Here is a 21,206-nt window from a genome sequence, read left to right on the forward strand (position 1 = left end):
GCGACCGGACGGCAGAAACCATCGACAAGGCAATAGCCGTGCCCGGAATGGGCAATATAGACCGTAGTTCCGGGCAGTGCAACATGGCTACATCCTCACTTTTGAGGAAACCCAATGTCGAATCGCGCAGGCTTGGCTGCCGCTCTCAGAGCAGTCAGGGCCATACGAGGACTCGCGCAGAGCGATCTTGGGGAAGCTGCTGATCGGAAGTTTGTCTATCGCATCGAGCAAGGCAAGTCGGACGTTACGCTCGGCAAGCTTGATGAGATCGCTCAAGCCGTCGGAATACACCCCATCACTCTCATGGTGCTCGGAGCTGTTTCGAGTTCTGATCAAGCCGCCTCCAATATCTTGCAGGTTGTGCAATCTGAGCTGGACGCTTTTGAAGTGGCGGGTGGTTTTGATGCATTGGATCGCCAGGTCAAAAACGGAGCGATGGTCAGCCGAGTTCACGAGCGCCAGAAGCGGCTTGAGGCCGTCCAGGAGTGCAAAGCTGCAGGCATGACCCAGCGTGAAGCGGCTCAGAGGCTGAAGCTCGCAAAATCGACCGTCGCAGATCTTTGGAATTTATAAATTAGTCAGGCTAGCTCGCTTGATCGGCTGATGGGCGGACAGGCCATACCATGATGGATGAGTGCATTCATCTTTTGCGCTTGATCCCATTAGAACGTAGGACGATCTGTTTGCCGTTGAAGGCTCATGGGCGAAGGCTGAATGCTCTCCTGGGTAATTCGACCAAAGTCATGACCATCTTCCCCACCTATCGAGAACCGGTTAATCTAGGCGCCATCTTTTGGCCACTATTACCTAGCCAGGACGGCAGCTGTGACATCGCGAACCGTAATAGAACTGAGGCCGACACATTTCGAAGCCTCCCCTCGTTATCTGTATTCTGAATCAGCCTCACGCGCCGTGAAGGCCTCAGCACTCGTTCAGTGCGATTTGAAGATCGTGGCCATCACCAGCGCTCCGCTGGCCGTACGCTCAGCGACTACGCGCGATTGTTTTCAAGTTTTTTATGAAATAGTCAATTCTTGTTACCAACGCCAGATCAAGCCTATATCGGATGGCACCGCCCCCAACGATATTCATCGGTGTTTTAAATGAAATTACATGAAGTAGCCACCCGAGAGCAATCAGGTAGAGACACGATTAATCGTTTTCGCGCTCAGTTCAGGGCTGCTACAATTGAAAGCCTGGCCTTACTAGAGAACAAAGACATTGAGAGAATTTACTGCGACTACCATGAAGACTATGTCGTAAAATACGTCACAGACTCAAAGGCACAGTACCGATTCGTCCAAGTCAAAACAAAATCCCAACTTAATTATCGCTACACCATACTCGAAGTATTTGGCTTAAAAAAACGACCAAAGAAAAACCCGGAGCATGCATTGCCCGACAGCTTTGCAGGAAAACTTCTGCTGCATATCGAAAACTTTGGGGATAGCTGTCACTCTATCGAGATCAAGACAAATATAAACTTCGATGATGAAGTAGAAGCCATCATCGCCGAAATCGAACAAAAAGGCACCATCGGAGACCACACATCTGCTCTCATCGCAGAGACTAAGAAGCTAATATTAAGTTTAGACGGCAAGGATCAGCAAGACGTTATTGAGTTTTTATCACATTTGAAGATAGAGCCTAGACACAGCATCCTTGACGAAGATGACGAGCTCTTTGTGTCACTAGCTTCTAGTAAGATATTCCGATACAGCGAAATAAACCTCACGCCTGACGAAGTAAAAAAGATCATCATTCAACTTTTGTCCTGCATTGAAGAAAAATCATCTGGCGTACTCAACTTCAACATTCAAGAAAAGGATTTGGACAGCTTTGCGAGCATTTGCATAGATGACGTGCTTAATACGCTTTCTATCACAAAGTCTACCTACGAGATGCTGCGAGCTGGTGGGGATGAGAAAGCACTAAAATCCGCATCTATTCTTCAAAAAATGCTTTTGAGGTCAGGGTTTTCAGCAAACACCGTCGACACATTTGCTGGATACAAATGCCAATGGGAAAGCTGGCATCGTATACATCGCCACGAGCTTCCTGACTTTCTCATGACAGTAGCCACTGAAATGATAATTGAATCTGCTCGAAAACTGGCATGGGGCACAATAAAAATGCCAGACCTTACACTTGAAGTAAGAACCCTCAATGCCGCACTCAAAGTACAGCTTTGCCGTGAGGACATCACTCTCGAACTAACCCTTGGGGCAGTGTTATCCGAGTTGGTTAGAGGAGAGGTCTCATGAGCATATTAGAAGCTATTAATATCGCCAGCGAAGAGGCAGATGGATTCATTACACACAGTGCGCCACGTTCTCGGAAAGACGCTTTACAAAATGAAAGCTTGTTTCACATGCCTTTGATTGCGCTGACGATCATGCTACTCGGCAAAGGCAGTTCGAAGCCTAGGGCCGATGAGATAGGCATGTTTGTTGGCATGTGTTTCGAGCAGAGCCTGTCGACTTTCAAGGGTTCTAGTCAAGAGTTGGGGTGGTCAGCAAACCTAAGAATCCGGACGGTGCGCGCGCTCACCTTTCTGGAGACCGCCGAGTTTGTAAAGGTTAACAAAAACACCTACAGAGTTGAGACCACCACCTCTGGACGTAAAATCCTAGACAAGCTTACAGAAGAGAACACGAAACTATGTTTATTTCTGCTGACCGCTCAGCGGGCCTATCGGAACATTTGTAAGGAAAACGCAGAAGAGGCGAAGCTTCATGAGATTTGAAACTCTTGAAATTATACCTAATGGCCCATCAGGTTGGGGTTCGGGTGAGCTAAGGTTTGGCGAAGTTATCACTCAACTTTATGCAATCAACGAAAGCGGTAAAACTCCGCTTATAATGTCGATCCTCTTTTGCTTAGGCCTCGACATAAAGTTTAGGGCGGACATTACCCAAAACTGCCGACTCGCTAGACTAACCATTAATATAGGCACAAGGCTGTTTTCATTTGAGCGCGTCATCGCCGAAAAATTCGATGTCACCATCAGAGAAAATGAGAAAACGGTTGACCGCTTTTACAATGATGAAGATCTTTCTAGTTTTATTTTTAAAGAGCTAGGTATAAAAACAGACCGCTTGATTACATCTAGCGGAACTCCCACACCCCCCTATTTCACTGGACTGATACCCCTATTCTATTTAGACCAAGACAAGGGGTACTCTGACTTTTATTCGCCACGACAAAATTTTATCAAAGACCAATATACAGAAATGGTACGTTTGATCAACAAACTGCCAGCTTTGAATATTTACGACAAAAAACGAAAATCAATTGACGTCCGCAAAGAAATTGACCACCTGCACACCAGCGTTGTCGCGAGTCGTAAACTGCTTGAGAGACTCCAGCAAGACCTACCACTTCCCAAAAGAAACATAGAAAGTGTTGAGAAGCTTATAACCGCCGCCAAAGAGCGCATGCAGAGTCTAAAACACTCCAAAAATATAAAAAGTGAGGCCATCTCCAGCTTAGATGAAATTTTTCTCGAACGTCAAAATCAACTCAGACAGCTTCTACAGCAGCAAAATCTTTTGGAATCCAAGATTTCTGGATTCAACACCATTAAGCAAGAAATTGAAAGTGAGATCGAGACACTCAGTTTAAACGAAGATGCAAGACGGACATTTGTCCTCTTCTCCGAGTTATGCAGCACCCCAAACTGCGGCATGTTCATGGCCAGTGCTGAGTCCTATGGCAAAAGCCTTCTCTATCTCAAAGACCAGATTAAAGATTTAGAAATATCTACGGCAGCGAATATGCAGCTAGCTGAAGCCGTCCATACCGCCAGGACTACTGTGGAAAAGCAGATTGAAGACTTGACTCACCAGAGAACGCTTGCTGAGCGAGAATCGGGGGTAGAGGCCTTCATCGAAGCAATCAGTCGTACCACGACTGATCTTTTCGAACTGCAACAGGAAAAAGAAAAGTACAAAAAAGTCGATGACCAGAATGCCCAGCATGCAAAACTCATCGAACGTCGTGATCGAGCCCTTACCCTCTATGAATCCTTGCAACGAACGCAAGAGCAGTCATCTGAGATTGTACGACTGCGGCTGCGCCTTTCCGAAGGCATGACGAAATGGCTCGGCATTCTGCATGCGAGAACCATACCTCAGTTGGTGACCGTTGATTCCTATCTGAAGCCAACCATGGGAGAGGAAAAGCTGGACATCTTCAAGGGCAGTTCAAAAACCAGGACTGTCCTGGCCTACCATGCTGCGCTGTTTGAAATTTGCCTCATCGACCCACTGTCACCGTTCAGAGTACTCATTCTAGACACGCCTAAACAGCAGGATATTCCAAATGAGCACCTTGACTCGTACGTCCAGGAATTGCGGACTGTCGCAGCGAGACACAATGGCCAGGTGATATTTTCGACCTCCAGTTATCGATATACGCCCAATGAGGAAACAGATGAAGAATGGTTGCCGGGCTTCGTCACTTCTGGTGAACCGATGTATTTGGGGTCACCAGAAGCACTAGAATAGGTGCCTCCGGAGTCAGTCTGATCGATCCTAAGAAATCGAATCCCGCGCACCAATCGGTGCGCGATCAAGCTCGGTTAATGGAACACTCGACCAGCTCTCACCCTCTCCGCAAAGCCATCCCCACATCCCGCGCCGTCGGTGACCTATCGCCCCCTTTTTTGGGCCGCAGTCGCCACCATCGAAACAGAATGGTAGGTAGGTGGCGCCTGAAGAGGCGGTGCATTCAGGGTGCAGGCGAATTGGCCTTTATCCGAGTCCCTTACTCACATGTGAGCCGACACCGGAGCCAGGCTGTAGCGATAGTCAATTTGAAGGAGGCCCTGGAAATAGCCTACCTCATATACACATATACACGCTAATGTTCCATTCCAAGATGTAGGTATGGCTACACACATACACAGTTTCCTAAAGTCTTGTCCTATAAGAGTTCGATTCCCTCCACCCGCTCCATTTCTTTCAAGGCTTCTGTGCCTTTCTTGTCACCTCCATAACTTCCTGCTTATTCTTTTCGCTTCGGCACGCTTCGACTGCGCTCGTCCAAAAAACGCGTAATAGCTGACTGTCCTGAATGCAGATTCTGTAGGAGCTCACCGAGGTTACGAGGCCAGCGATCACGGTTTGCCTGACACTCCGCCATCGCTGGCCTCGTAAACCTCGGTGAGCTCCTACAGGATTGCGGTCAACTTAGAGAGTTGAAGTGCAGCAGTTGATGAGCCTGCGAGTTAACATCGCTCCCGGCCCCCCTTCGCCCAAGGAGCATCAAATGGCAGACAAAGCACACCATTACGAAGTCCAGGTCACCTGGACGGGTAACCAAGGCACAGGAACATCGTCCTATCGCGGTTACAGCCGGTCACATGTCATCCAGGCTAACGGCAAACCCTCCATTGAGGGCTCTTCCGATCCAAGCTTTCGCGGCGACCCAGAACGCTGGAACCCGGAGGAATTGCTGCTCGCCTCGTTATCGGCCTGTCACAAACTCTGGTACCTCGGGCTTTGTGCCGAGGCAGGGATTGTGGTGCTTGAGTATGAGGACAATGCAGAAGGGACAATGATCGAGGAGAGCAACGGCGCGGGGCAGTTCACCTCGGTTGTGTTGAAGCCAAAAGTCACTCTGGCTCCGGGCTCTGATATCGAAGCCGCTCAGGCCCTGCACAAGACAGCTCATGAGAAATGCTTCATCGCGCGCTCGGTGAACTTCCCGGTCAGTCATGCAGCTGTCATATCGGTGACTGCGACCGCATAAATACCTGACGGGACTGTTTCCTGTAGGAGTGAACTTGTTCGCGAGACGTTGAACCTGCGCAATCAGAAATTACGACTCGCCAACACGTTAGCTCCTACAATCTACAACCCCTGACTATATCGACAAAAACCGCGTCGCCCTTCTCCACCATGGGCGTTTCTCGCGGGTTTCGTGCAGCAGGATGTTGGGCATGTCCCGCAGCCGTATCCACGATTCATTCTGCCAGTGCAGCAGGTTCATCGACGCGCCGTCCCAATCCAGCACACCGAGGAGCGGACGTTCGATGCGGCCAGGGTTTTGAACGTCACGCAGCACAGGCACGACCTGCAATGTTAGCCATTCACGCAGCTCACGATTTTGCGCCGAGGGGTGGTAAATCAGTAATGCGTATGCGCCTGACTCGTTGACCATCAGGGTGTCCTGAGTCGAGCCGTAGCAATGCAGCGGCAAGGTACGACACTCGTCGCGTCCGAGTTTTCGGGTTTTGCGTTCGTCGATGAACAGGCCCATCAAACGGCCCAGATCGCGGGCGCAGAACCAGGCCTGGTTTTCCAGCATGAGTGCGTGGAGCGGGAGGGTTTGGCGGGTGAATTGGGTTGGGATGAAAGGCGTCGTTTCAGTTGTCGGCATCAGTCTATTTCTCTTTGCTAGTTAGACTGCCAGCTACCGTCGCCAAACGAATAGGGTGGCAGTTGTACGCAGGTTGGCGAACCGGAGCAAAGAACCGGCAGACCCGAAAGTCTCCCACGTACAACCGCCATAGCGGATCGCGGGCAATAACTGCCCGCTTCCGAATGGTACACGCTATACATCATTGCTAGCCGGATCGCCAAATCCAGTGCTGAGTTATTCAGCAGCCGCGGAGGTTACGCGCGCGGGGTTTGGTCAGGCAAGAAATGTAAAAAACCGGGCTGAGAGAACACATTGATAAATTCAATTTAGTGGTTATAGTAACCACCACTGAAGATCTCAAGGAAGACGTGTGAATAGCCGACACCTCATCGCTCAGATAGAGGCTGACGGTTGGTATCTCGTGAGGGTCAAGGGCAGTCATCACCATTTCAAGCACCCAACCAAGCCTGGACTGGTAACGATTCCTCACCCGAAGAAAGATCTACTGACCAAGACAGCAAGCAGCATATTGAAGCAGGCCCTGCTCTGACAGGCAGGGTTTCATTAAGTCCCAGGGAGGACTAAACAGTGCTTTACCCAATCGCGATTCTTCCCGGTGATGAACAGCACGCATGGGGTGTCGAGGTTCCAGATATCCCCGGCTGCTTCTCTGCCGGTGACGACCTGGACGACGCCATGGCGATGGCTCGCGAAGCCATTGAAGGACATCTGGAAATTCTGGCTGAGGATGGTTCTCCGATTCCGACGGCTCAGAAAGTGACCGTGCACGCGCAAAATCCGGATTACAAAGGCTGCACATGGGCGTTGGTGGACATTGATATCACCAAGTACATGGGCAAGTCCGAGAAGCTCAACATCACCCTGCCCGCGCACCTGCTGACCCGGATTGATGAATACGTGAAGCATCATCCTGAAGAGAAGAGCCGCTCGGGCTTTTTGGCTTCGGCAGCGCTCAGGGTATTGCATGAAGTGCGAGGTTAAGACGCCAAACGTTACACCAGCGAACCGTTAGGCACATCGTAAATACCTGGCTGCACCGTTTTCTGTAGGAGCTGCCGAAGGCTGCGATGGCGGTGTGTCAGGATAAAATTTTTCGCAGCCTTCGGCAGCTCCTACAGAAAATGTATTTCGATCCAGTAGTGTGCATGTTGTGGGCGAGGCGGCTTGTCAGGCATTCCGCCTCACCAAAACATTGCCTCCTACAAATAAACGTCAATCCGCACCAATCCCCGCAAACCACCCCTGAAACAGCAACCGCACCGCATCCGTCCAGCGGGTCCACCAGCTTCCTGCTTCAACACTTTCCAGCGCGATCAACGGCCGAGTTGCCAGTTTTTGCTCGCCGTCAAACACGTCAATGCTGCCGACCACTGCGCCTTCTTCCACCGGGGCAATCAGCGGCGCGTCGATGTGGATGCGGGTTTCAGGCTTGTGCGAACCCTTGGGTGTTGTCAGCGTGATGTCGTCGAGAACGCCCACGGCAAGGGTGTTTTCAGTGCCCTTCCAGACTCTCGGGTGGCTCAAAGGCTGAAGCGCTTTTTCAAAGGTCTGGTTCTCGTAAAAGCGGAAACCGTAGGTGAGGAGTTTCTCGGTATCTGTCGCACGTGCCTGCGCCGAACTGGAGCCGAACACTGCGGTAATCAGGCGTCGTCCATCCCGTACAGCGGAGGTCACCATGCAGTAACCCGCCGCTTCGGTATGCCCGGTCTTGAGGCCGTCAACCGTACTGTCACGCCAGAGCAGCAGGTTGCGATTGGGCTGTCGAATACCGTTCCAGGTGAAGTGCTTTTTCTTGTAAAGCGGGTAGTACGCCGACTCGTCGTTGATGATCGACTGGGCAAGCATCGCCATGTCGTGGGCAGACGAATAGTGATCAGGTTCTGGCAGGCCGGTCGGGTTATCGAAATGGGTATTGCTCAGCCCGAGACTTTGCGCGGTTTTGTTCATCAGGCTGGCGAAGCTGTCGGTGCTGCCTGCAATGTGTTCGGCCAGCGCAACACTGGCATCGTTGCCCGAGTCGATGACGATGCCTTGCAGCAAGTCGTGAACGCTGACGCTGCTGCCCGGATCGAGGAACATTCTGGAGCCTTCGGTGCGCCAGGCGTTTTCGCTGACGGTGACCAGTTCGTCCGGTTTCAATTGCCCGGCCTGAATATCCCGTGTGGCCACGTACACCGTCATCAGTTTTGTCAGGCTGGCGGGCGGCAGACGCTCGTCCGCGTCGTGTTCAACGATGACATGACCGGTATTCGCGTCCATCAATACCCAGGCATTCGCTGACAACTGGGGCGGTGAAGGAATCATGGCACCGGGCGTCGGAGCGGCCATGCCGACGTTCGACCAAAGGGCATAAACGCAGATCAGGCTGATCCGCAATATCAGTGGTTTCACAGGGCGCAGGTCCAGATTGGCAGAGGGCCCGCCAAAGTAGGTGATGACCTGCCCTGTCTCAAATGAAGCAAAGTTAAGAAAAGTTTAAGCGCGCCAGTGTGTTAGTTAAGTCAGTGGGCAGTCGATCACGATCCGTGTGCCGCCTGAATCCGAGGCTCGAATATGCAAGGTAAAAGCATGCAGGCGCACCACGGCCGCCACCAATGAAAGACCAAGCCCGTAACCCGGTTGCTGACGGCTGGCATCGCCGCGATACAGCCGCCGCACCACACTTTCCCGCTCGGCTTCGGGGATGCCCGGACCGTCATCAATCACTTCGATGCGCAGACTGTCGCCCACGACATGCGCCCGCAGACAAAGCCGCCCGCCCGGCGCGGTGAACTTGATCGCGTTATCCAGCAGATTAGTCAGTGCCTCGAACAGCAGCGCCTGGTCGCCCTTCATGGCAGGTAGGTCAGCGCCCAGTTCAAGGGCGAGAACCTGGCCCTTTTCCTGCGCCATGGGTTCGTAGAACTCGTGGGCCTGACGCAGCAATACGTCAGGCTGAAAAGACGCAAAGGCCAATCGCCGTCGGGTATCTTCCAGCTCGGAAATCCTCAGCAGCCCCTGAAAACGGAACATGATCGCTTCGCTCTCTTCCAGCGCCAGACTGAGGCTGGATGCATGCGCGTCGGTCATGGGCAATTGCTGTAATTGATAGAGCCGAGCACGCAAACGCGTCAACGGCGTGCGCAGGTCGTGGGCAATGCCATCGCAGACGCTTTTGACCTCATGCAACAGCCGCTCGATATGTTCGAGCATGGTGTTCACGGCGCTCGCCAGCATGTCCAGCTCATCACGGGCGGGCGACAGTGGCAGCCGCTCTGACAGGTTGCCGGAGACAATACGCTCGGTGCTGCGCTGCAGCCGTTCGACGCGACGCAATGGCCTGCGCCTGAGTAATTGCCAACCGATCAGACCCGGTATGAGGGTCAGGGACAAACCCCAGAACAGCGCTTGGCCGATGATGCCTGCGACAGCCGATATAGAGCCGCCGTCTCGTGCCAGCACCAGTATTCGGCCGTCATTGCGGCGTTGCAGAAATGCGTGGCTGCTACGGGTTTCGCTCAAGGTGTCGGCGATCCGCAAACCGCGTTTCAGGTAATGCACCCGGCCGTCATCGGGCAAGCTGGACCGCAGCTTCAACAGGTTGCCTGCGATGTACTGCCCGTTGCCTTCAAACAACCCATAGGCGTCGATGCCGGGAATGGAATACGCCTCGCTGCCCTGCAATTCATCAAGCAGGTTGGCGTCATCGATTTTCTGGTAATAGTGCGCGCGCTGCATCAAGGTGCGTTCGGCCACGGTGCCGAGATAATCGGAAATCTTCCAGTACAGAACACCGGTGAACACCGCGCCCCACGCCACAAAGAACAGTGCGTAAAGGCCGATCAGCCGACTGTTGCTGGAGCGCCAGCGCTCAGTCTTGAGTGCCAAGCACGTACCCCGACCCACGAATGGTATGAATCAACGGCGCGCCTGGCCCTTCGATCTTTTTGCGCAAGCGACCCATGTGGACATCAATGATGTTGGTGCCGGGATCGAAGTGATAACCCCAGACCTCTTCAAACAGCATGGTGCGCGTCACTTGTTGCCCGGCATGACGCATCAGGTAGGTGAGCAATTTGAACTCGGTGGGCAGCAATGTGATGCGCTCGCCGGAGCGCGAGACGGTGTTCTCGATCAGGTCGAGGGTGAGGTTGCCGACGTTGAGCTGATGGATCTGCGACTCGGCAGTCGGACGTCTTAATAACACTTCCAGACGCGCGACCATTTCAACCATCGAGAACGGCTTGGTCAGGTAATCATCGCCGCCGCACCGCAACCCTCTGACGCGCTCATCAACATCGGATAATGCGCTGATCATCAATACCGGGGTGCGAATGCCGAGGCTGCGCAACGTGGTGACGATGGTCAGGCCATCGAAATCCGGCAGCATTCGGTCCAGGGTAATAGCGTCATAGCTGCCAGCGATTGCCATCGCCAGGCCGTCACGCCCCGTACTCGCTCGTTGCACGTCAAAACCATGAGCTTGCAGCTCGGTGGCGATGGATTGTGCGGTCACCTCATCATCTTCGATGACCAGCGCCTGATTCATGATTATCCCCGCTGACAGTCCGCGCATGCGGCGTTGAAGAACCGCGAGCCTAGGGAGTTGGCCACGGTGGGTAAACTAAATATTTATTAACGCAGGGTAACTTTTTAACGGCGCGAGCGCCGTTTAGTGTCGTGTTTTTCTTCAACGAGTCCCCTGCCATGCCACGCTTGTTCACACCCCTCGCCTTTTCATGCGCTTTGCTTACAGCCCTCGCGGCCCAGGCAGCACCGGTGTCCACACCGACCACGCTGACTGTTCTGAGCTCAGGCGGCATCATGGGTGCGGTTCAGGGAATCGCGCCGGACTACGAGAAGGCCACGGGCGTGAAGCTGAACATTGAAGCGTCGCCGTCCATGGGCAAGACACCTCAAGCCATCCCTAACCGGCTGGATCGCAAAGAGCCGGCTGACGTGGTGCTGATGGTCGGGTCTGCGCTGGACAAACTCGTCGCGCAGGACCAGGTCGATAAAGCCAGCCGCGTCGATCTGGGCAAATCCTACATCGCCATGGCCGTGCGCAAGGGCGAGTCCAAGCCGGATATTTCCACCATGGAAGCGTTTCGCAAAGCGCTGCTCGACAGCAAGTCCATCGCCTACTCCGATAGCGCCAGCGGTGTTTACCTCTCGCGCATCCTGTTCCCGAAAATGACCCTTGGCGCTGACTTCACAGCCAAGGCACGAATGATTCCTGCCGAACCAGTCGGTGCAGTTGTCGCCCGCAAGGAAGCGCAATTAGGCTTTCAGCAGCTCAGCGAGCTCAAGCCGGTTGAAGGCATCGACATCGTGGGTTTGATTCCGGATCAGGCCCAGCAGATGACACTTTATTCGGGTGCGGTTACCCGCTCGACTGAACATGCAAAAGAGGCTCAGGCACTGCTGAAATACATGGCCTCCAAGGAAGGCGCGAAAGCCATTGAAGACAGCGGTTTGAAGCCGGTGACAACCCGATAAACCGTAAACCTGTAGGAGCGCCACCCCGGTCGCTCCTATAGAAAAACATTTCAATTAGAGGTTTGGTCACCAGAGCGCTATGTCATAGGTGACGTAGATCCGGTTGCTGTCACGGCCGCGGGCGAAGTCCGAGCGGTAAACATAGTTACGCAGCTTCACGCCGAGCCCTTTCAATGTGCCGCTTTGCAGCACATACGCCAACTCCGCATCGCGTTCCCATTCTTTTAACTGCGCAGCGCCCGCTTTGCCGTTGTCGCCACTCAGATAGCGTGTCGAGAATGTCAGGCCTGGTAGCCCAACGCGCGCAAAATCGTAGCCGTAGCTGAGCATCCAGGTCTTTTCATCCTCCTCGATGAACTTGCCGATCCCGACGTTGCTGAACGAATACACGGTAGCGCCGCTGATATAGGGCAGGCCCGCGTCACCGCTCAGGGTTTGATAACCGCCCCCGAAACTGTGCCCGGCCAGTGCATAGGTCAGCTGCCCGCTGAGCATGTCGTTATCGATTTTGCCGCCCCGTCCCGTCCCGGCATCGACGCTGTTGAAATAACGCAGGTCGCTGGTCAGCACGCCTGACCCCAAAGGCAAATCATGCTGGATCGACGCAAATTGCTGCCGATAGAAGTTTTCCAGTTCGCCGTAGAAGTAGCTGAGCTTGATGTTTTTTCCCAGTTTGTAATCACCGCCCACGTACGAGAAATCCGAACCTCGACCCGTGAATCCGTCGGGAATGATTGAACGGCTGTCCGACGAATCGCGCAGCTTGAATTGATCCAGATGACCGCCCGTAAGCGTCAGGTTATCGATGTCAGTGCTGGTGAATTGAGTGCCCTGATACGTCTGAGGCAACAGGCGCGCATCGTTGTAAATAAGCACCGGGGTTTTAGGCAACAACGTGCCGTACTTCAGCGTGGTCTTGGCCAGACGTACTTTGGCTGCGGCGCCGAGACTGGCGAACTCATCGGCCGCACGACCGTCGTCATGCACGGGCAGCAAGCCAGTGCCACTGCGGCCCTTGCCCGAATCGAGCTTGACGCCCAACAAGCCCAACGCGTCGACGCCAAAGCCTAATGTTCCTTGAGTGAAACCGGACTGGTAGTCGAGCAGAAAACCCTGCGCCCATTCAGTACGTTCACTTTTGGCGGTACTGGCAGCGCGAGCGCTCAGGCCGTTTTCATCGCGGAAGTTCTCGTTGAAGTAGACATTGCGCAGTTGCAGCTTCAGCTTGCTGTCTTCGATAAAACCAGCGGCTTCCACACCCGCCCATGGCAGCAGGGTCAACAGCGGCGCGCCTTTCATGACGGCGATGGCTCCACGCTTGAAAAACATAGTCATGCTCAATACTCATTGTTGTTATTGGAGATGCAGTGATCCGCACGCCCTGCTAAGGGCGTGTGGTTGGTTCAGTCATAAGGAGTCGTTGTAGGAGCTGCCGAAGGCTGCGATAGCGGTGTATCAGGAGATACGCTTTCGCAGCCTTCGGCAGCTCCTACAGAAAATGCATTTCAGTTCAGTTTTTAAATCAAACAAACAACGTCAGCGCACCGGTCAGCAGCGCCAGGGCTGTGACCACCAACGACGTCAGCACCGCCCATTTCACCGCGGCTTTCTGGAAGTCGCCGATGTCGCGGTCGATCATGCCCATCAGCAGCAGAGTCGAAGCCACCAGCGGGCTCATCAAGTGCACCGGTTGCCCCAGAATCGATGCCCTGGCAATCTCCAGCGGGCTGATGCCATACGCCGCTGCGGCATTGGCAAGGATCGGCACCACGCCAAAGTAGTAAGCATCGTTGGACAGGACAAAGGTCAGCGGCATGCTGGTCAGTGCGACCACCAGCGGGAACAAATGGCCCCACTCAGGCGGGATCCAGGCCACCAGAGTTTGCGCCAGCGCGTCGACCATTTTGGTACCCGAGAAGATGCCGGCAAACACACCGGCCGCGAATACCAACAGCACCACGGTCATGGCATTGCCGGAGTGCGCCAGGATGCGTTCTTTCTGAATATCCAGTTGCGGATAGTTGATCATCAACGCCAGCACAAAGCCGATCAGGAACAGGACAGCCGAGTGCATAAGGCCCATGACCAACGCGATCATCACCACCACAACCAGCGCCAGATTGACGTAGGCCAGCTTGGGACGCTTGTGCGGGGTATCGCCCAGAATGGCTTCGATATAGCAGTTACCGCCGCCGCTTTGCAGGTTCACATTACCGATGCGTTTACGCTCGGCACGCCCCAGCAGAAAGGCTGTGAATACCACCCACGCCGCACCACCGATCATGGTCGGCAGCAACGGAATGAAGTACTCCCCGGCATCCAGCCCCAGCGCAGCAATGGCGCGTGTTGCCGGGCCGCCCCACGGCGTCATGCCACTCATGATGCTCAACGAAAGCATCGACACGATGCCGAGGATCATCGGGTTCATGCCAATACGTTTGTACAGCGGCAGCATTGCGGCGCAGGTGATCATGTAAGTGGTGGTGCCGTCGCCATCAAGCGCGACGGTCAGCGACAACAACGCGGTGCCCACCGCAATTTTCATCGGATCGCCATTCACGCGTTTGAGAATCTTGCGGATCAGCGGATCGAATAACCCGGAGTCGATCATCAAGCCAAAAAACAGGATCGCGAACAGCAACAATGCTGCAGACGGCGCGACCATTTTCAGGCCATCGAGCATCATCTTGCCGGTGGTACCACCAAAGCCGCCAATGACTGCGAACACTATCGGAACGATCGTCAACGCCACGATGGGAGACAAACGTTTGGACATGATCAGGTAGGTGAACACCACGACCATGGCGAGGCCAAGGAAGGCAAGCATATGGATATTCTCTTGTTGTTATTTTCTGGCCAAGCGAATGCAGCCGGGCTTGCCGAGAACCGTGTGGACGATACCCGATCTACTCGAACAGCGATCGTTTGGAGTGGGTGTTACTACAAAAATTTAACTGGCCAACTGTTGCGCGACAGGCGCATAAACCTCACCGGAAAAAAGCCGGCGAGCAGTGCGGATCACTGAAGCTCGAATCGTTTGCCCCTCGTCCCCCACGTAGGCCAGCGCGACCTGAATAGAGCCACTGGGGTGTTCGATCCGGACCTGTTGCAAACGCGTAGGCTCGCTGCCAATTCCGAGCAACTTCGCGACAACGGTGCCGTCGCTGACGCAAGCAGTCGCCAGCCCGATAGAGCCAGTAATGGCCAACGCCCTATGACAGTTGTGGGGCATGAAGTAGCGAACCTTGAGCGTGCCACCTGCATCCGGCCGCGAGACCAATACCGGTTTGGGGATTACTTTATCGCTGACATCGCCCAACCCCATCGCCATACCTGCGCGCAGACGCAGGGCTTCGAGTTTGCGCAAGAACTCCTTGTCAGCGTCCAGCTCCGCAGGCGTTTCGTCACCCCGTTTACCCAACAACGAGGCTTCGATGATGACCATCGGCATCGCCATATCGATGCAGGTCACCGGCACCCCATCGAGGATGTCAGTCTGCTGACCGGTGGGGAACAACTTGCCGGTCTTGCTACCCGCCGCATCAAGGAACGTCAGTTGCACGGGAGCTGCCGAGCCTGGCACGCCATCGATACGGGTCTGGCCTTCGTAGCTGACCCGACCGCCAGGCGTGTTGACGTCAGCGCAGACGAAGGTGCCGGTATTGAGGTTACGAATCCGCACCTGAGTCACGTCACCGCTTGCCTTGACCAGTCCCTGCTCTACTGCAAACGGGCCAACGGCGCAGAGCATGTTGCCGCAGTTGGGCGCGGTATCAACCCGACGCTGGGACACCATGACCTGCACGAACAGGTAATCCACGTCGGCGTCTTCGTGGGTCGAAGGGCTGACAATCGCGACCTTGCTGGTTTGCGGACTGCCGCCGCCGATGCCGTCGATTTCCAGCTCGTGACCGGAGCCCATCAGCGCCAACAGAAGTTCATCACGCTCAGCAGTCGAATCAGGTAAATCACAGGCAAGAAAGACCGGCCCTTTGGAGGTGCCGCCGCGCATCAGGACGCAGGGAATCGGTTGCATAATGGCTGACTCTTGTTGATCAATGGGTGTCATTGATGTGTTGAAAGCAAGAGTCCCACGGATGTTTTTTCTTATCCAATGCAAAGATCGTAGCGATTATTCCACTTTGGTGAATAATGAACCTGCGCTTGAAATCGCCCATGACTAACCACTGACAGGAGAATAAAAAGTGGAATATGAGCTGCAAGATATTCGATCGTTCGTGAAAATCGCCGAACTGGGCAGTTTTCATGAAGCTGCTGAAGTGCTGCATATTTCTCAGCCAGCATTGACCCGGCGCATCAAGAAGCTCGAGCAGGGACTGGGCACCTCGCTACTCGATCGCACCACTCGCAGGGTGAGCCTGACCAGCGTAGGCCGAGACTTTTTTCCCAAAGCACGCCGTCTGCTGGACGATTTTGAAGACTCGATTCTGAACATTCGCGAGCTGGCAGAACGGCAGATTGGTCAAGTGACCCTCGCCTGTATTCCCACTGCGGCGTTTTACTTTTTGCCCTCGGTGATTCGCCTGTACAACGAGCGCTATCCAAAAATTCGCATTCGATTGCTGGACCTCAGCGCCAACGAAGGACTGGAAGCAGTGCTGCGCGGAGAAGCAGATTTCGGCATCAACATGATGAGCGGCCAGCATCCGGATATCGAGTTCGTGCCACTGGTCAAAGAGCCTTTCGTGCTGGCCTGCCGTCGCGACCATGAACTGGCAAAACGTGAGTCTGTGTCCTGGATCGAACTCAGCGAATACCGCCTTATTGGTGTGGGACGTCTGAGCGGCAACCGGATGATCCTTGACCACGCATTGGCAGGGCTGAGCTGGCGTCCAAAATGGTTTTATGAGGTGCAGCATTTGTCGACATCGCTGGGCATGGTCGAAGCAGGTTTGGGCATTTCGGCCATGCCCAGCCTGGCGATGCCGGCCGAAGGTCACCCAACCCTGGTCAGCGTGCCGCTGGTTGATCCTGTGGTCGACAGAACGCTGGGGCTGGTGTCGCGGCGCGGAGCCTCGCTGTCTCCGGCCGCGGAAAAATTTGTCGCCATGCTACTGGAGCAGTGGCCGCAGTGATGAAGTCGCTCAGCCAATCCGCGATCTGTAGGGCCCACCGAGTTTTCAAGACCAGCGAGGACAGGTTCGCTGTCGCTGCCTCGTACTGGTCGTGAGTCCCTAAAGGATCTGTGCATTCAATCTGGCTCAAGCGGCCTGACCGTCAACACCTGAGTGACAATCCGTCAGTTCCCACCTCGTTATTCTTTTCCGCTCATCTGCGTATAGTTTTGCTCAGACAACAGCACATTCGTTACATCGGTGTTGTTCATTCCGGGTTCAACTCGACGTGTATTTTACATCCCACTTTTTAGTGAAACATTGCTGCGACTGCTCACGTCAAGTGTCCAGGCTCTGATGCCTGTTGCGCGATCGTCGGTGGCTGCAACCCACGCTCATGGATTGAGCTAACGTCTTGAGTCAGCCTCTCGTACCCTGCCGAGAGCTGGAGGTTTTATGTCAGAGAGCAATAACACTCCGAGCACCCCGAACACCCCGACGAGTTCACGCAGGCAGGTTCTAAAGGTTGGCGCAACTGCGCTGGCTGCAGGCTCACTCTCGGCAATGGCCATTGGCAGCAACGCTGCTCAAGCGGCAACTTCAGCCCCTACTGGAAAAGGACATCACGACATGACAAGTTTCACGACTAGCGACGGCACCGAAATCTTTTACAAAGACTGGGGCACCGGCCAACCGATCGTTTTCCACCACGGCTGGCCACTCAGTTCCGATGACTGGGACGCGCAGATGCTGTTCTTCGTGTCCAAGGGCTATCGTGTGATCGCTCACGACCGTCGTGGCCATGGCCGCTCGACGCAGACCGCAACCGGCAACGACATGGACACCTACGCCGCCGACGTTTCTGCGCTGGTGACTCACCTGAAACTCAAGGACGCTGTGCACATCGGCCACTCCACAGGCGGTGGCGAAGTGGCTCGCTATGTCGCACAACACGGCGCTGGCCGCGTGGCCAAGGCCGTACTGATCGGCGCAGTACCACCAATCATGGTCAAGTCCGCGAACAACCCCGGCGGCCTGCCGATTGACGTGTTTGACGGTTTCCGCGCCGCACTGGCAGCCAATCGTGCCCAGTTCTACAAGGAAGTGCCGATCCCGTTCTACGGCTTCAATCGCGACGGCGCCAAAGTTTCTGAAGGGCTAAAAGACAACTGGTGGCGTCAGGGCATGATGGGCGGCGCCAAAGCCCATTACGACTGCATCAAAGCCTTCTCGGAAACCGACTTCACCGAAGACCTGAAAAAGATCACCGTACCGGTGCTGATCCTGCACGGCGATGATGACCAGATCGTGCCGATCGCAGACTCGGCTGAGTTAGCAATCAAGCTGGTCAAAAACGGCACGCTGAAAGTCTACAAAGGCTATCCGCACGGCATGTGCTCCACTCACCCTGAGGTCATCAACGAAGACCTGCTGGCCTTTATCAAGGGCTGATGGTTTCTGAATTGAACCCAATCCTGTAGGTGTTCACCGAAGGTGCGGGGCCAGCGATCGCGGCGTCTCAGACAAACCGCAATCGCTGGCCTCGTAACCTCGGTGAGTTCCTACAGGGCAATCATTGCTACACGACAGCAATTTACGTACTTTTCTATCGGCTCTGCCCCAAACACACCCTCTCTACATACTCCTGCAACGCACTCAATTGACGGATGGCATCATCTCCGTCGACACCGGTATGGAGAATTCTTTCTGCAACCGCCGGGTCAAGTTGGGCTCGACTTTCTTCATCAGGCTGGCCGGTGGAGGTGGCGGCGGTTCGCACTGCGGGGCAACTGGCGTTGACGTACACCCGCTGAGCGCCAGTAGCGACAGCAGTGAGCATGGCAGCATTTTTTTCATCGGCGAGGGCCTGTTCCTGAGTATGTCGGGTGTCCAGATCGAGCAGCAGCTTCTGGGTTTTCTTGCGTGATTCATTGGCTGAGGTGAGCTGGCGAACCTTCTCTCGTTCGGCATCACGCTCAAGCGCAACGGTGTCGCGGTCGGTTGTTACGTTGTCCAGCCGCACAGCCAGACAAGTACTGGCGATCAGCAGCGCCAGGACTATCCAGCCCCATAGAGGGATCCATTTGAAGAACGCGCTCATGGCACATCCTTGAAGAAAATGTGACGGCCGAGCTTGAGTGTCCGCTTGGCCATCGATGCCCAGGCCGGAGCCTTGGGCATAGTCGTGGCGTAGTAATGAGTTGCGCCGCCAGTAGGATCAGATTGCTCGCCTGCGATGACTGCCGAAGCAGCCCGCGAAGCCAGCGCGAATTGAGCGGCTGGGATGGGCCTGCTGCCGCTCAGAAAGGGGTAGTTCGGATCATTGCGATTCCAGCAACTGAACTGATACGGCGCCCGGCATACACCCACATATCCCTCCCCCCACCAGTCCGGTTTGCCGTCGTTGTGCAAATCCATTTCCACCCGGTTACGGATGGTCCAGCCAACGGCAATCATCCCCACCAATCCTTCACCACGAGCCTCGCCCCAGAGTGTGCGGGCGAGGGTGTCGCGGTCTGTTTCTGTTGTTGCCATGGTTTTCTCCGGGCGAAAAAAAACCCACCGAAGCGGGTTTTGTTTAAAAGCATTTTCAGCAAGCAAAGCGCCTAAAAAAGCCCCGACAATGCGGGGCTTATTCAGGCTGTTCAGCACCAGGTGGCAACGGCCAATCGACAGCTACCGCGTAGCCCGCTTGTTGCTCAATGCGATTCAGTGCAATGCGATACCGCTTCCAACTCAGCAACAAGGCCTCCTCGGTCTCGGTTGATTCACCTAAATCATGGGCGTCCTGCAATGGGGCGATGCGCAGAGCAGCCATCCTCAAACGTTCATCGCGCAAGGCCTGTACCTCGGCCGTCTTGGAGGCTGTAAGCGCAGCTTGGTCAAGCTGCCAACCGCCATCCAGCCAAACATGAAACGGACCCGGCTTGGGTTCGATTGTATAACCGTCCGGCAACTGACCTAGCGCTGACCATTCCTCCTGATCACCAGTGGCAGTCATAAAGACCGGACCACGATGGTCAGCGACAACCACCACCTCTCCATCGATCAATGTCAAAACATAGCCTGCTTCGGGTGTAGCAAGTTCATCCGCTAATTCAATCGCATTACCTGGAAGCTGCACACCCATACCCGGAACAACAGGCAGGGTCACAGGTCCCGTCAGAACGCCCGCGGGGTCAGTCAAATAAATAACAGTCATTTGGAACCTCAGATGAGTTTGATACGGCCGGGGTAAGCGATGTTACGCGGGCGAGTCTCGGTGCCGCCAACGCTACCAGTGCCATAGTCCTTAACCGCGGCGCCTCCGTTGTAGAGCGAACCGGCTGCATAAATAGCAGTACTATCTGCCCCCGTAGCGTTGGAGTATCGAATCAAATGGGAGTGGCTCTGTAGAGCTCCAACCTGAGCGCTACCAGCAGTTCGACCCGCGTCAACGCCTCGATCCTCGCCCAGAACCCGCAAGAACTCACCTCGGCCCTCTGGTCCCCTGAACGTCAACACGCCATCGCCGGAAGTCCACCCACCCTCATTCCCAAGCCGTGCTGCTTCAATGGTCAACATTCCGGATTGTTGGGCATGGTCCCAAAGCCATGGCCACTCAAGACGCATGAATACAGAACCAGAGATAGCCCCGTAACCGCCAGGAGGAAATGATGTTGTAGTGTCAAAAACTACCCGCCCCAGTGGTGTCGCATCACAGCGTCCTACAGGCCACCAACTACCAGCTCCGTCACTGCGCAAGTGCCACCAGTCACCGGCGCCCATAAGAACAAGCAAGGGATACCCTGCAGTATTAAGATGGGTATGCAGTTTTATTTTGTCGCTACCTGTAACCACAACGTTGAGTCGATTGCCCGTATTGTCTGTGCGACGCAAGATCACATCACGAACACCCAGTACGTTATTGGAAGCAGGCAACGTAACGCTCACTGTCGATAGAGTTGCATCAATCAACACCAACCCCAAATCAGTAGCCAGCAGAGTTTGGGAAGAAGATATATGACGAAATACGGTTTCGGATCGAGCCGCTATTTTGGTTATCGCCACCAGCAGCTGTGTATTGTCGCCCTCATCAGGTTTCAGCTCTGCATCTTCGATGACATTGATAATCTCCTCTGTTACAGCGTTGCCCCACGAGCAAGGGATATAAGAACCTACCTGACCAGTCCTGATGTTTTCATCTACAAATCGCCCACCAACCAGCCCAATGTCTGGCATGCTTTTAGGAAAATCCATTACACATCCACCTCAACTTTTAAATTA

21 protein-coding genes are annotated in these 21,206 nt (G+C 54.4%); 10 read left to right on the forward strand and 11 right to left on the reverse strand.

All coding sequences use genetic code 11. The annotated features are described in order from the left end of the window. The first annotated feature begins 114 nt into the window (after positions 1-114). The 5 genes from ABRP31_RS21905 (at position 115) to ABRP31_RS21925 (ending at position 5,754) form a co-directional block, all read left to right on the forward strand. Positions 115-573 carry a helix-turn-helix transcriptional regulator gene (locus tag ABRP31_RS21905; protein WP_065992342.1) on the forward strand — a complete coding sequence of 153 codons (459 nt, stop codon included), beginning with the start codon at positions 115-117 and terminating at the stop codon, positions 571-573. Positions 574-1,103: 530 nt separating this feature from the next. Beyond that, positions 1,104-2,264, forward strand: coding sequence for a dsDNA nuclease domain-containing protein (locus ABRP31_RS21910; RefSeq protein WP_065992341.1), 1,161 nt, complete (start codon positions 1,104-1,106; stop codon positions 2,262-2,264). After that, the gene (locus ABRP31_RS21915; RefSeq protein ID WP_065992339.1) at positions 2,261-2,746 is read left to right on the forward strand and encodes a hypothetical protein; all 486 of its coding nucleotides are present in this window, start codon (positions 2,261-2,263) and stop codon (positions 2,744-2,746) included. The genes ABRP31_RS21910 and ABRP31_RS21915 overlap by 4 nt, the downstream gene beginning before the upstream one ends. Continuing rightward, a complete protein-coding gene (locus ABRP31_RS21920; protein ID WP_226506881.1) occupies positions 2,736-4,508 on the forward strand; it encodes a hypothetical protein in 1,773 nt (590 codons plus the stop codon). The genes ABRP31_RS21915 and ABRP31_RS21920 overlap by 11 nt, the downstream gene beginning before the upstream one ends. A gap of 763 nt (positions 4,509-5,271) precedes the next feature. Further along, positions 5,272-5,754, forward strand: a complete 483-nt coding sequence (locus tag ABRP31_RS21925; RefSeq protein ID WP_349969773.1) for an OsmC family protein — start codon at positions 5,272-5,274, stop codon at positions 5,752-5,754. Between the two features lie 114 nt (positions 5,755-5,868). Here the strand turns inward: ABRP31_RS21925 and ABRP31_RS21930 are convergent, their stop codons facing one another. Next, positions 5,869-6,384, reverse strand: coding sequence for a Bro-N domain-containing protein (locus tag ABRP31_RS21930; RefSeq protein WP_349969771.1), 516 nt, complete (start codon positions 6,382-6,384; stop codon positions 5,869-5,871). Positions 6,385-6,736: 352 nt separating this feature from the next. Here ABRP31_RS21930 and ABRP31_RS21935 point away from each other — a divergent pair, with 352 nt between their 5' ends. Next, positions 6,737-6,916 (forward strand): type II toxin-antitoxin system HicA family toxin, encoded by a 180-nt coding sequence (locus tag ABRP31_RS21935; RefSeq protein ID WP_087264721.1) that lies wholly within the window; start codon positions 6,737-6,739, stop codon positions 6,914-6,916. A gap of 38 nt (positions 6,917-6,954) precedes the next feature. Beyond that, positions 6,955-7,368 (forward strand): type II toxin-antitoxin system HicB family antitoxin, encoded by a 414-nt coding sequence (locus ABRP31_RS21940; RefSeq protein ID WP_349969770.1) that lies wholly within the window; start codon positions 6,955-6,957, stop codon positions 7,366-7,368. 231 nt (positions 7,369-7,599) lie between these two features. Here the strand turns inward: ABRP31_RS21940 and ABRP31_RS21945 are convergent, their stop codons facing one another. From ABRP31_RS21945 to ABRP31_RS21955, 3 genes are all read right to left on the reverse strand, one after another. Next, on the reverse strand, positions 7,600-8,715 hold the full coding sequence (locus ABRP31_RS21945) for a D-alanyl-D-alanine carboxypeptidase family protein (RefSeq protein WP_372489466.1): 1,116 nt from the start codon (positions 8,713-8,715) through the stop codon (positions 7,600-7,602). 168 nt (positions 8,716-8,883) lie between these two features. Continuing rightward, on the reverse strand, positions 8,884-10,254 hold the full coding sequence (locus ABRP31_RS21950) for a HAMP domain-containing sensor histidine kinase (RefSeq protein ID WP_349969767.1): 1,371 nt from the start codon (positions 10,252-10,254) through the stop codon (positions 8,884-8,886). Then, on the reverse strand, positions 10,238-10,915 hold the full coding sequence (locus ABRP31_RS21955) for a response regulator transcription factor (protein WP_095094040.1): 678 nt from the start codon (positions 10,913-10,915) through the stop codon (positions 10,238-10,240). Before ABRP31_RS21955 ends, ABRP31_RS21950 begins: the two co-directional genes overlap by 17 nt. 158 nt (positions 10,916-11,073) lie before the next feature. Here ABRP31_RS21955 and ABRP31_RS21960 point away from each other — a divergent pair, with 158 nt between their 5' ends. Continuing rightward, positions 11,074-11,865 carry a substrate-binding domain-containing protein gene (locus ABRP31_RS21960; protein ID WP_349969766.1) on the forward strand — a complete coding sequence of 264 codons (792 nt, stop codon included), beginning with the start codon at positions 11,074-11,076 and terminating at the stop codon, positions 11,863-11,865. A 66-nt stretch (positions 11,866-11,931) separates the two neighbouring features. Here ABRP31_RS21960 and ABRP31_RS21965 read toward each other — a convergent pair whose 3' ends face one another. The 3 genes from ABRP31_RS21965 to ABRP31_RS21975 form a co-directional block, all read right to left on the reverse strand. Further along, entirely contained in the window at positions 11,932-13,200 is a 1,269-nt protein-coding gene (locus ABRP31_RS21965) for an OprD family porin (protein ID WP_372488982.1), read from the reverse strand. Positions 13,201-13,387: 187 nt separating this feature from the next. After that, the gene (locus tag ABRP31_RS21970) at positions 13,388-14,692 is read right to left on the reverse strand and encodes a CitMHS family transporter (protein ID WP_087264727.1); all 1,305 of its coding nucleotides are present in this window, start codon (positions 14,690-14,692) and stop codon (positions 13,388-13,390) included. Between the two features lie 123 nt (positions 14,693-14,815). Continuing rightward, entirely contained in the window at positions 14,816-15,901 is a 1,086-nt protein-coding gene (locus ABRP31_RS21975) for a 4-oxalomesaconate tautomerase (RefSeq protein WP_349969765.1), read from the reverse strand. Positions 15,902-16,070: 169 nt separating this feature from the next. Between ABRP31_RS21975 and ABRP31_RS21980 the strand changes: the two genes are divergently transcribed. Continuing rightward, a complete protein-coding gene (locus ABRP31_RS21980) occupies positions 16,071-16,961 on the forward strand; it encodes a LysR family transcriptional regulator (protein WP_027901660.1) in 891 nt (296 codons plus the stop codon). A gap of 609 nt (positions 16,962-17,570) precedes the next feature. Continuing rightward, positions 17,571-18,392 carry an alpha/beta hydrolase gene (locus ABRP31_RS21985; protein WP_349969764.1) on the forward strand — a complete coding sequence of 274 codons (822 nt, stop codon included), beginning with the start codon at positions 17,571-17,573 and terminating at the stop codon, positions 18,390-18,392. 154 nt (positions 18,393-18,546) lie between these two features. Here ABRP31_RS21985 and ABRP31_RS21990 read toward each other — a convergent pair whose 3' ends face one another. The 4 genes from ABRP31_RS21990 to ABRP31_RS22005 all read right to left on the reverse strand — a co-directional run bounded on the left by ABRP31_RS21990 (position 18,547) and on the right by ABRP31_RS22005 (position 21,179). Continuing rightward, a complete protein-coding gene (locus ABRP31_RS21990) occupies positions 18,547-19,041 on the reverse strand; it encodes a lysis system i-spanin subunit Rz (RefSeq protein WP_349969763.1) in 495 nt (164 codons plus the stop codon). Then, positions 19,038-19,475, reverse strand: a complete 438-nt coding sequence (locus ABRP31_RS21995) for a cell wall hydrolase (RefSeq protein ID WP_349969762.1) — start codon at positions 19,473-19,475, stop codon at positions 19,038-19,040. Before ABRP31_RS21995 ends, ABRP31_RS21990 begins: the two co-directional genes overlap by 4 nt. A 97-nt stretch (positions 19,476-19,572) precedes the next feature. After that, the gene (locus tag ABRP31_RS22000; RefSeq protein ID WP_349969761.1) at positions 19,573-20,142 is read right to left on the reverse strand and encodes a tail fiber assembly protein; all 570 of its coding nucleotides are present in this window, start codon (positions 20,140-20,142) and stop codon (positions 19,573-19,575) included. An 8-nt stretch (positions 20,143-20,150) separates the two neighbouring features. After that, a complete protein-coding gene (locus ABRP31_RS22005) occupies positions 20,151-21,179 on the reverse strand; it encodes a phage tail protein (protein WP_349969759.1) in 1,029 nt (342 codons plus the stop codon). Positions 21,180-21,206: the final 27 nt, after the last annotated feature.

Origin of the sequence: Pseudomonas caspiana (assembly GCF_040224095.2) — a bacterium.
Lineage (GTDB): Bacteria > Pseudomonadota > Gammaproteobacteria > Pseudomonadales > Pseudomonadaceae > Aquipseudomonas > Aquipseudomonas caspiana.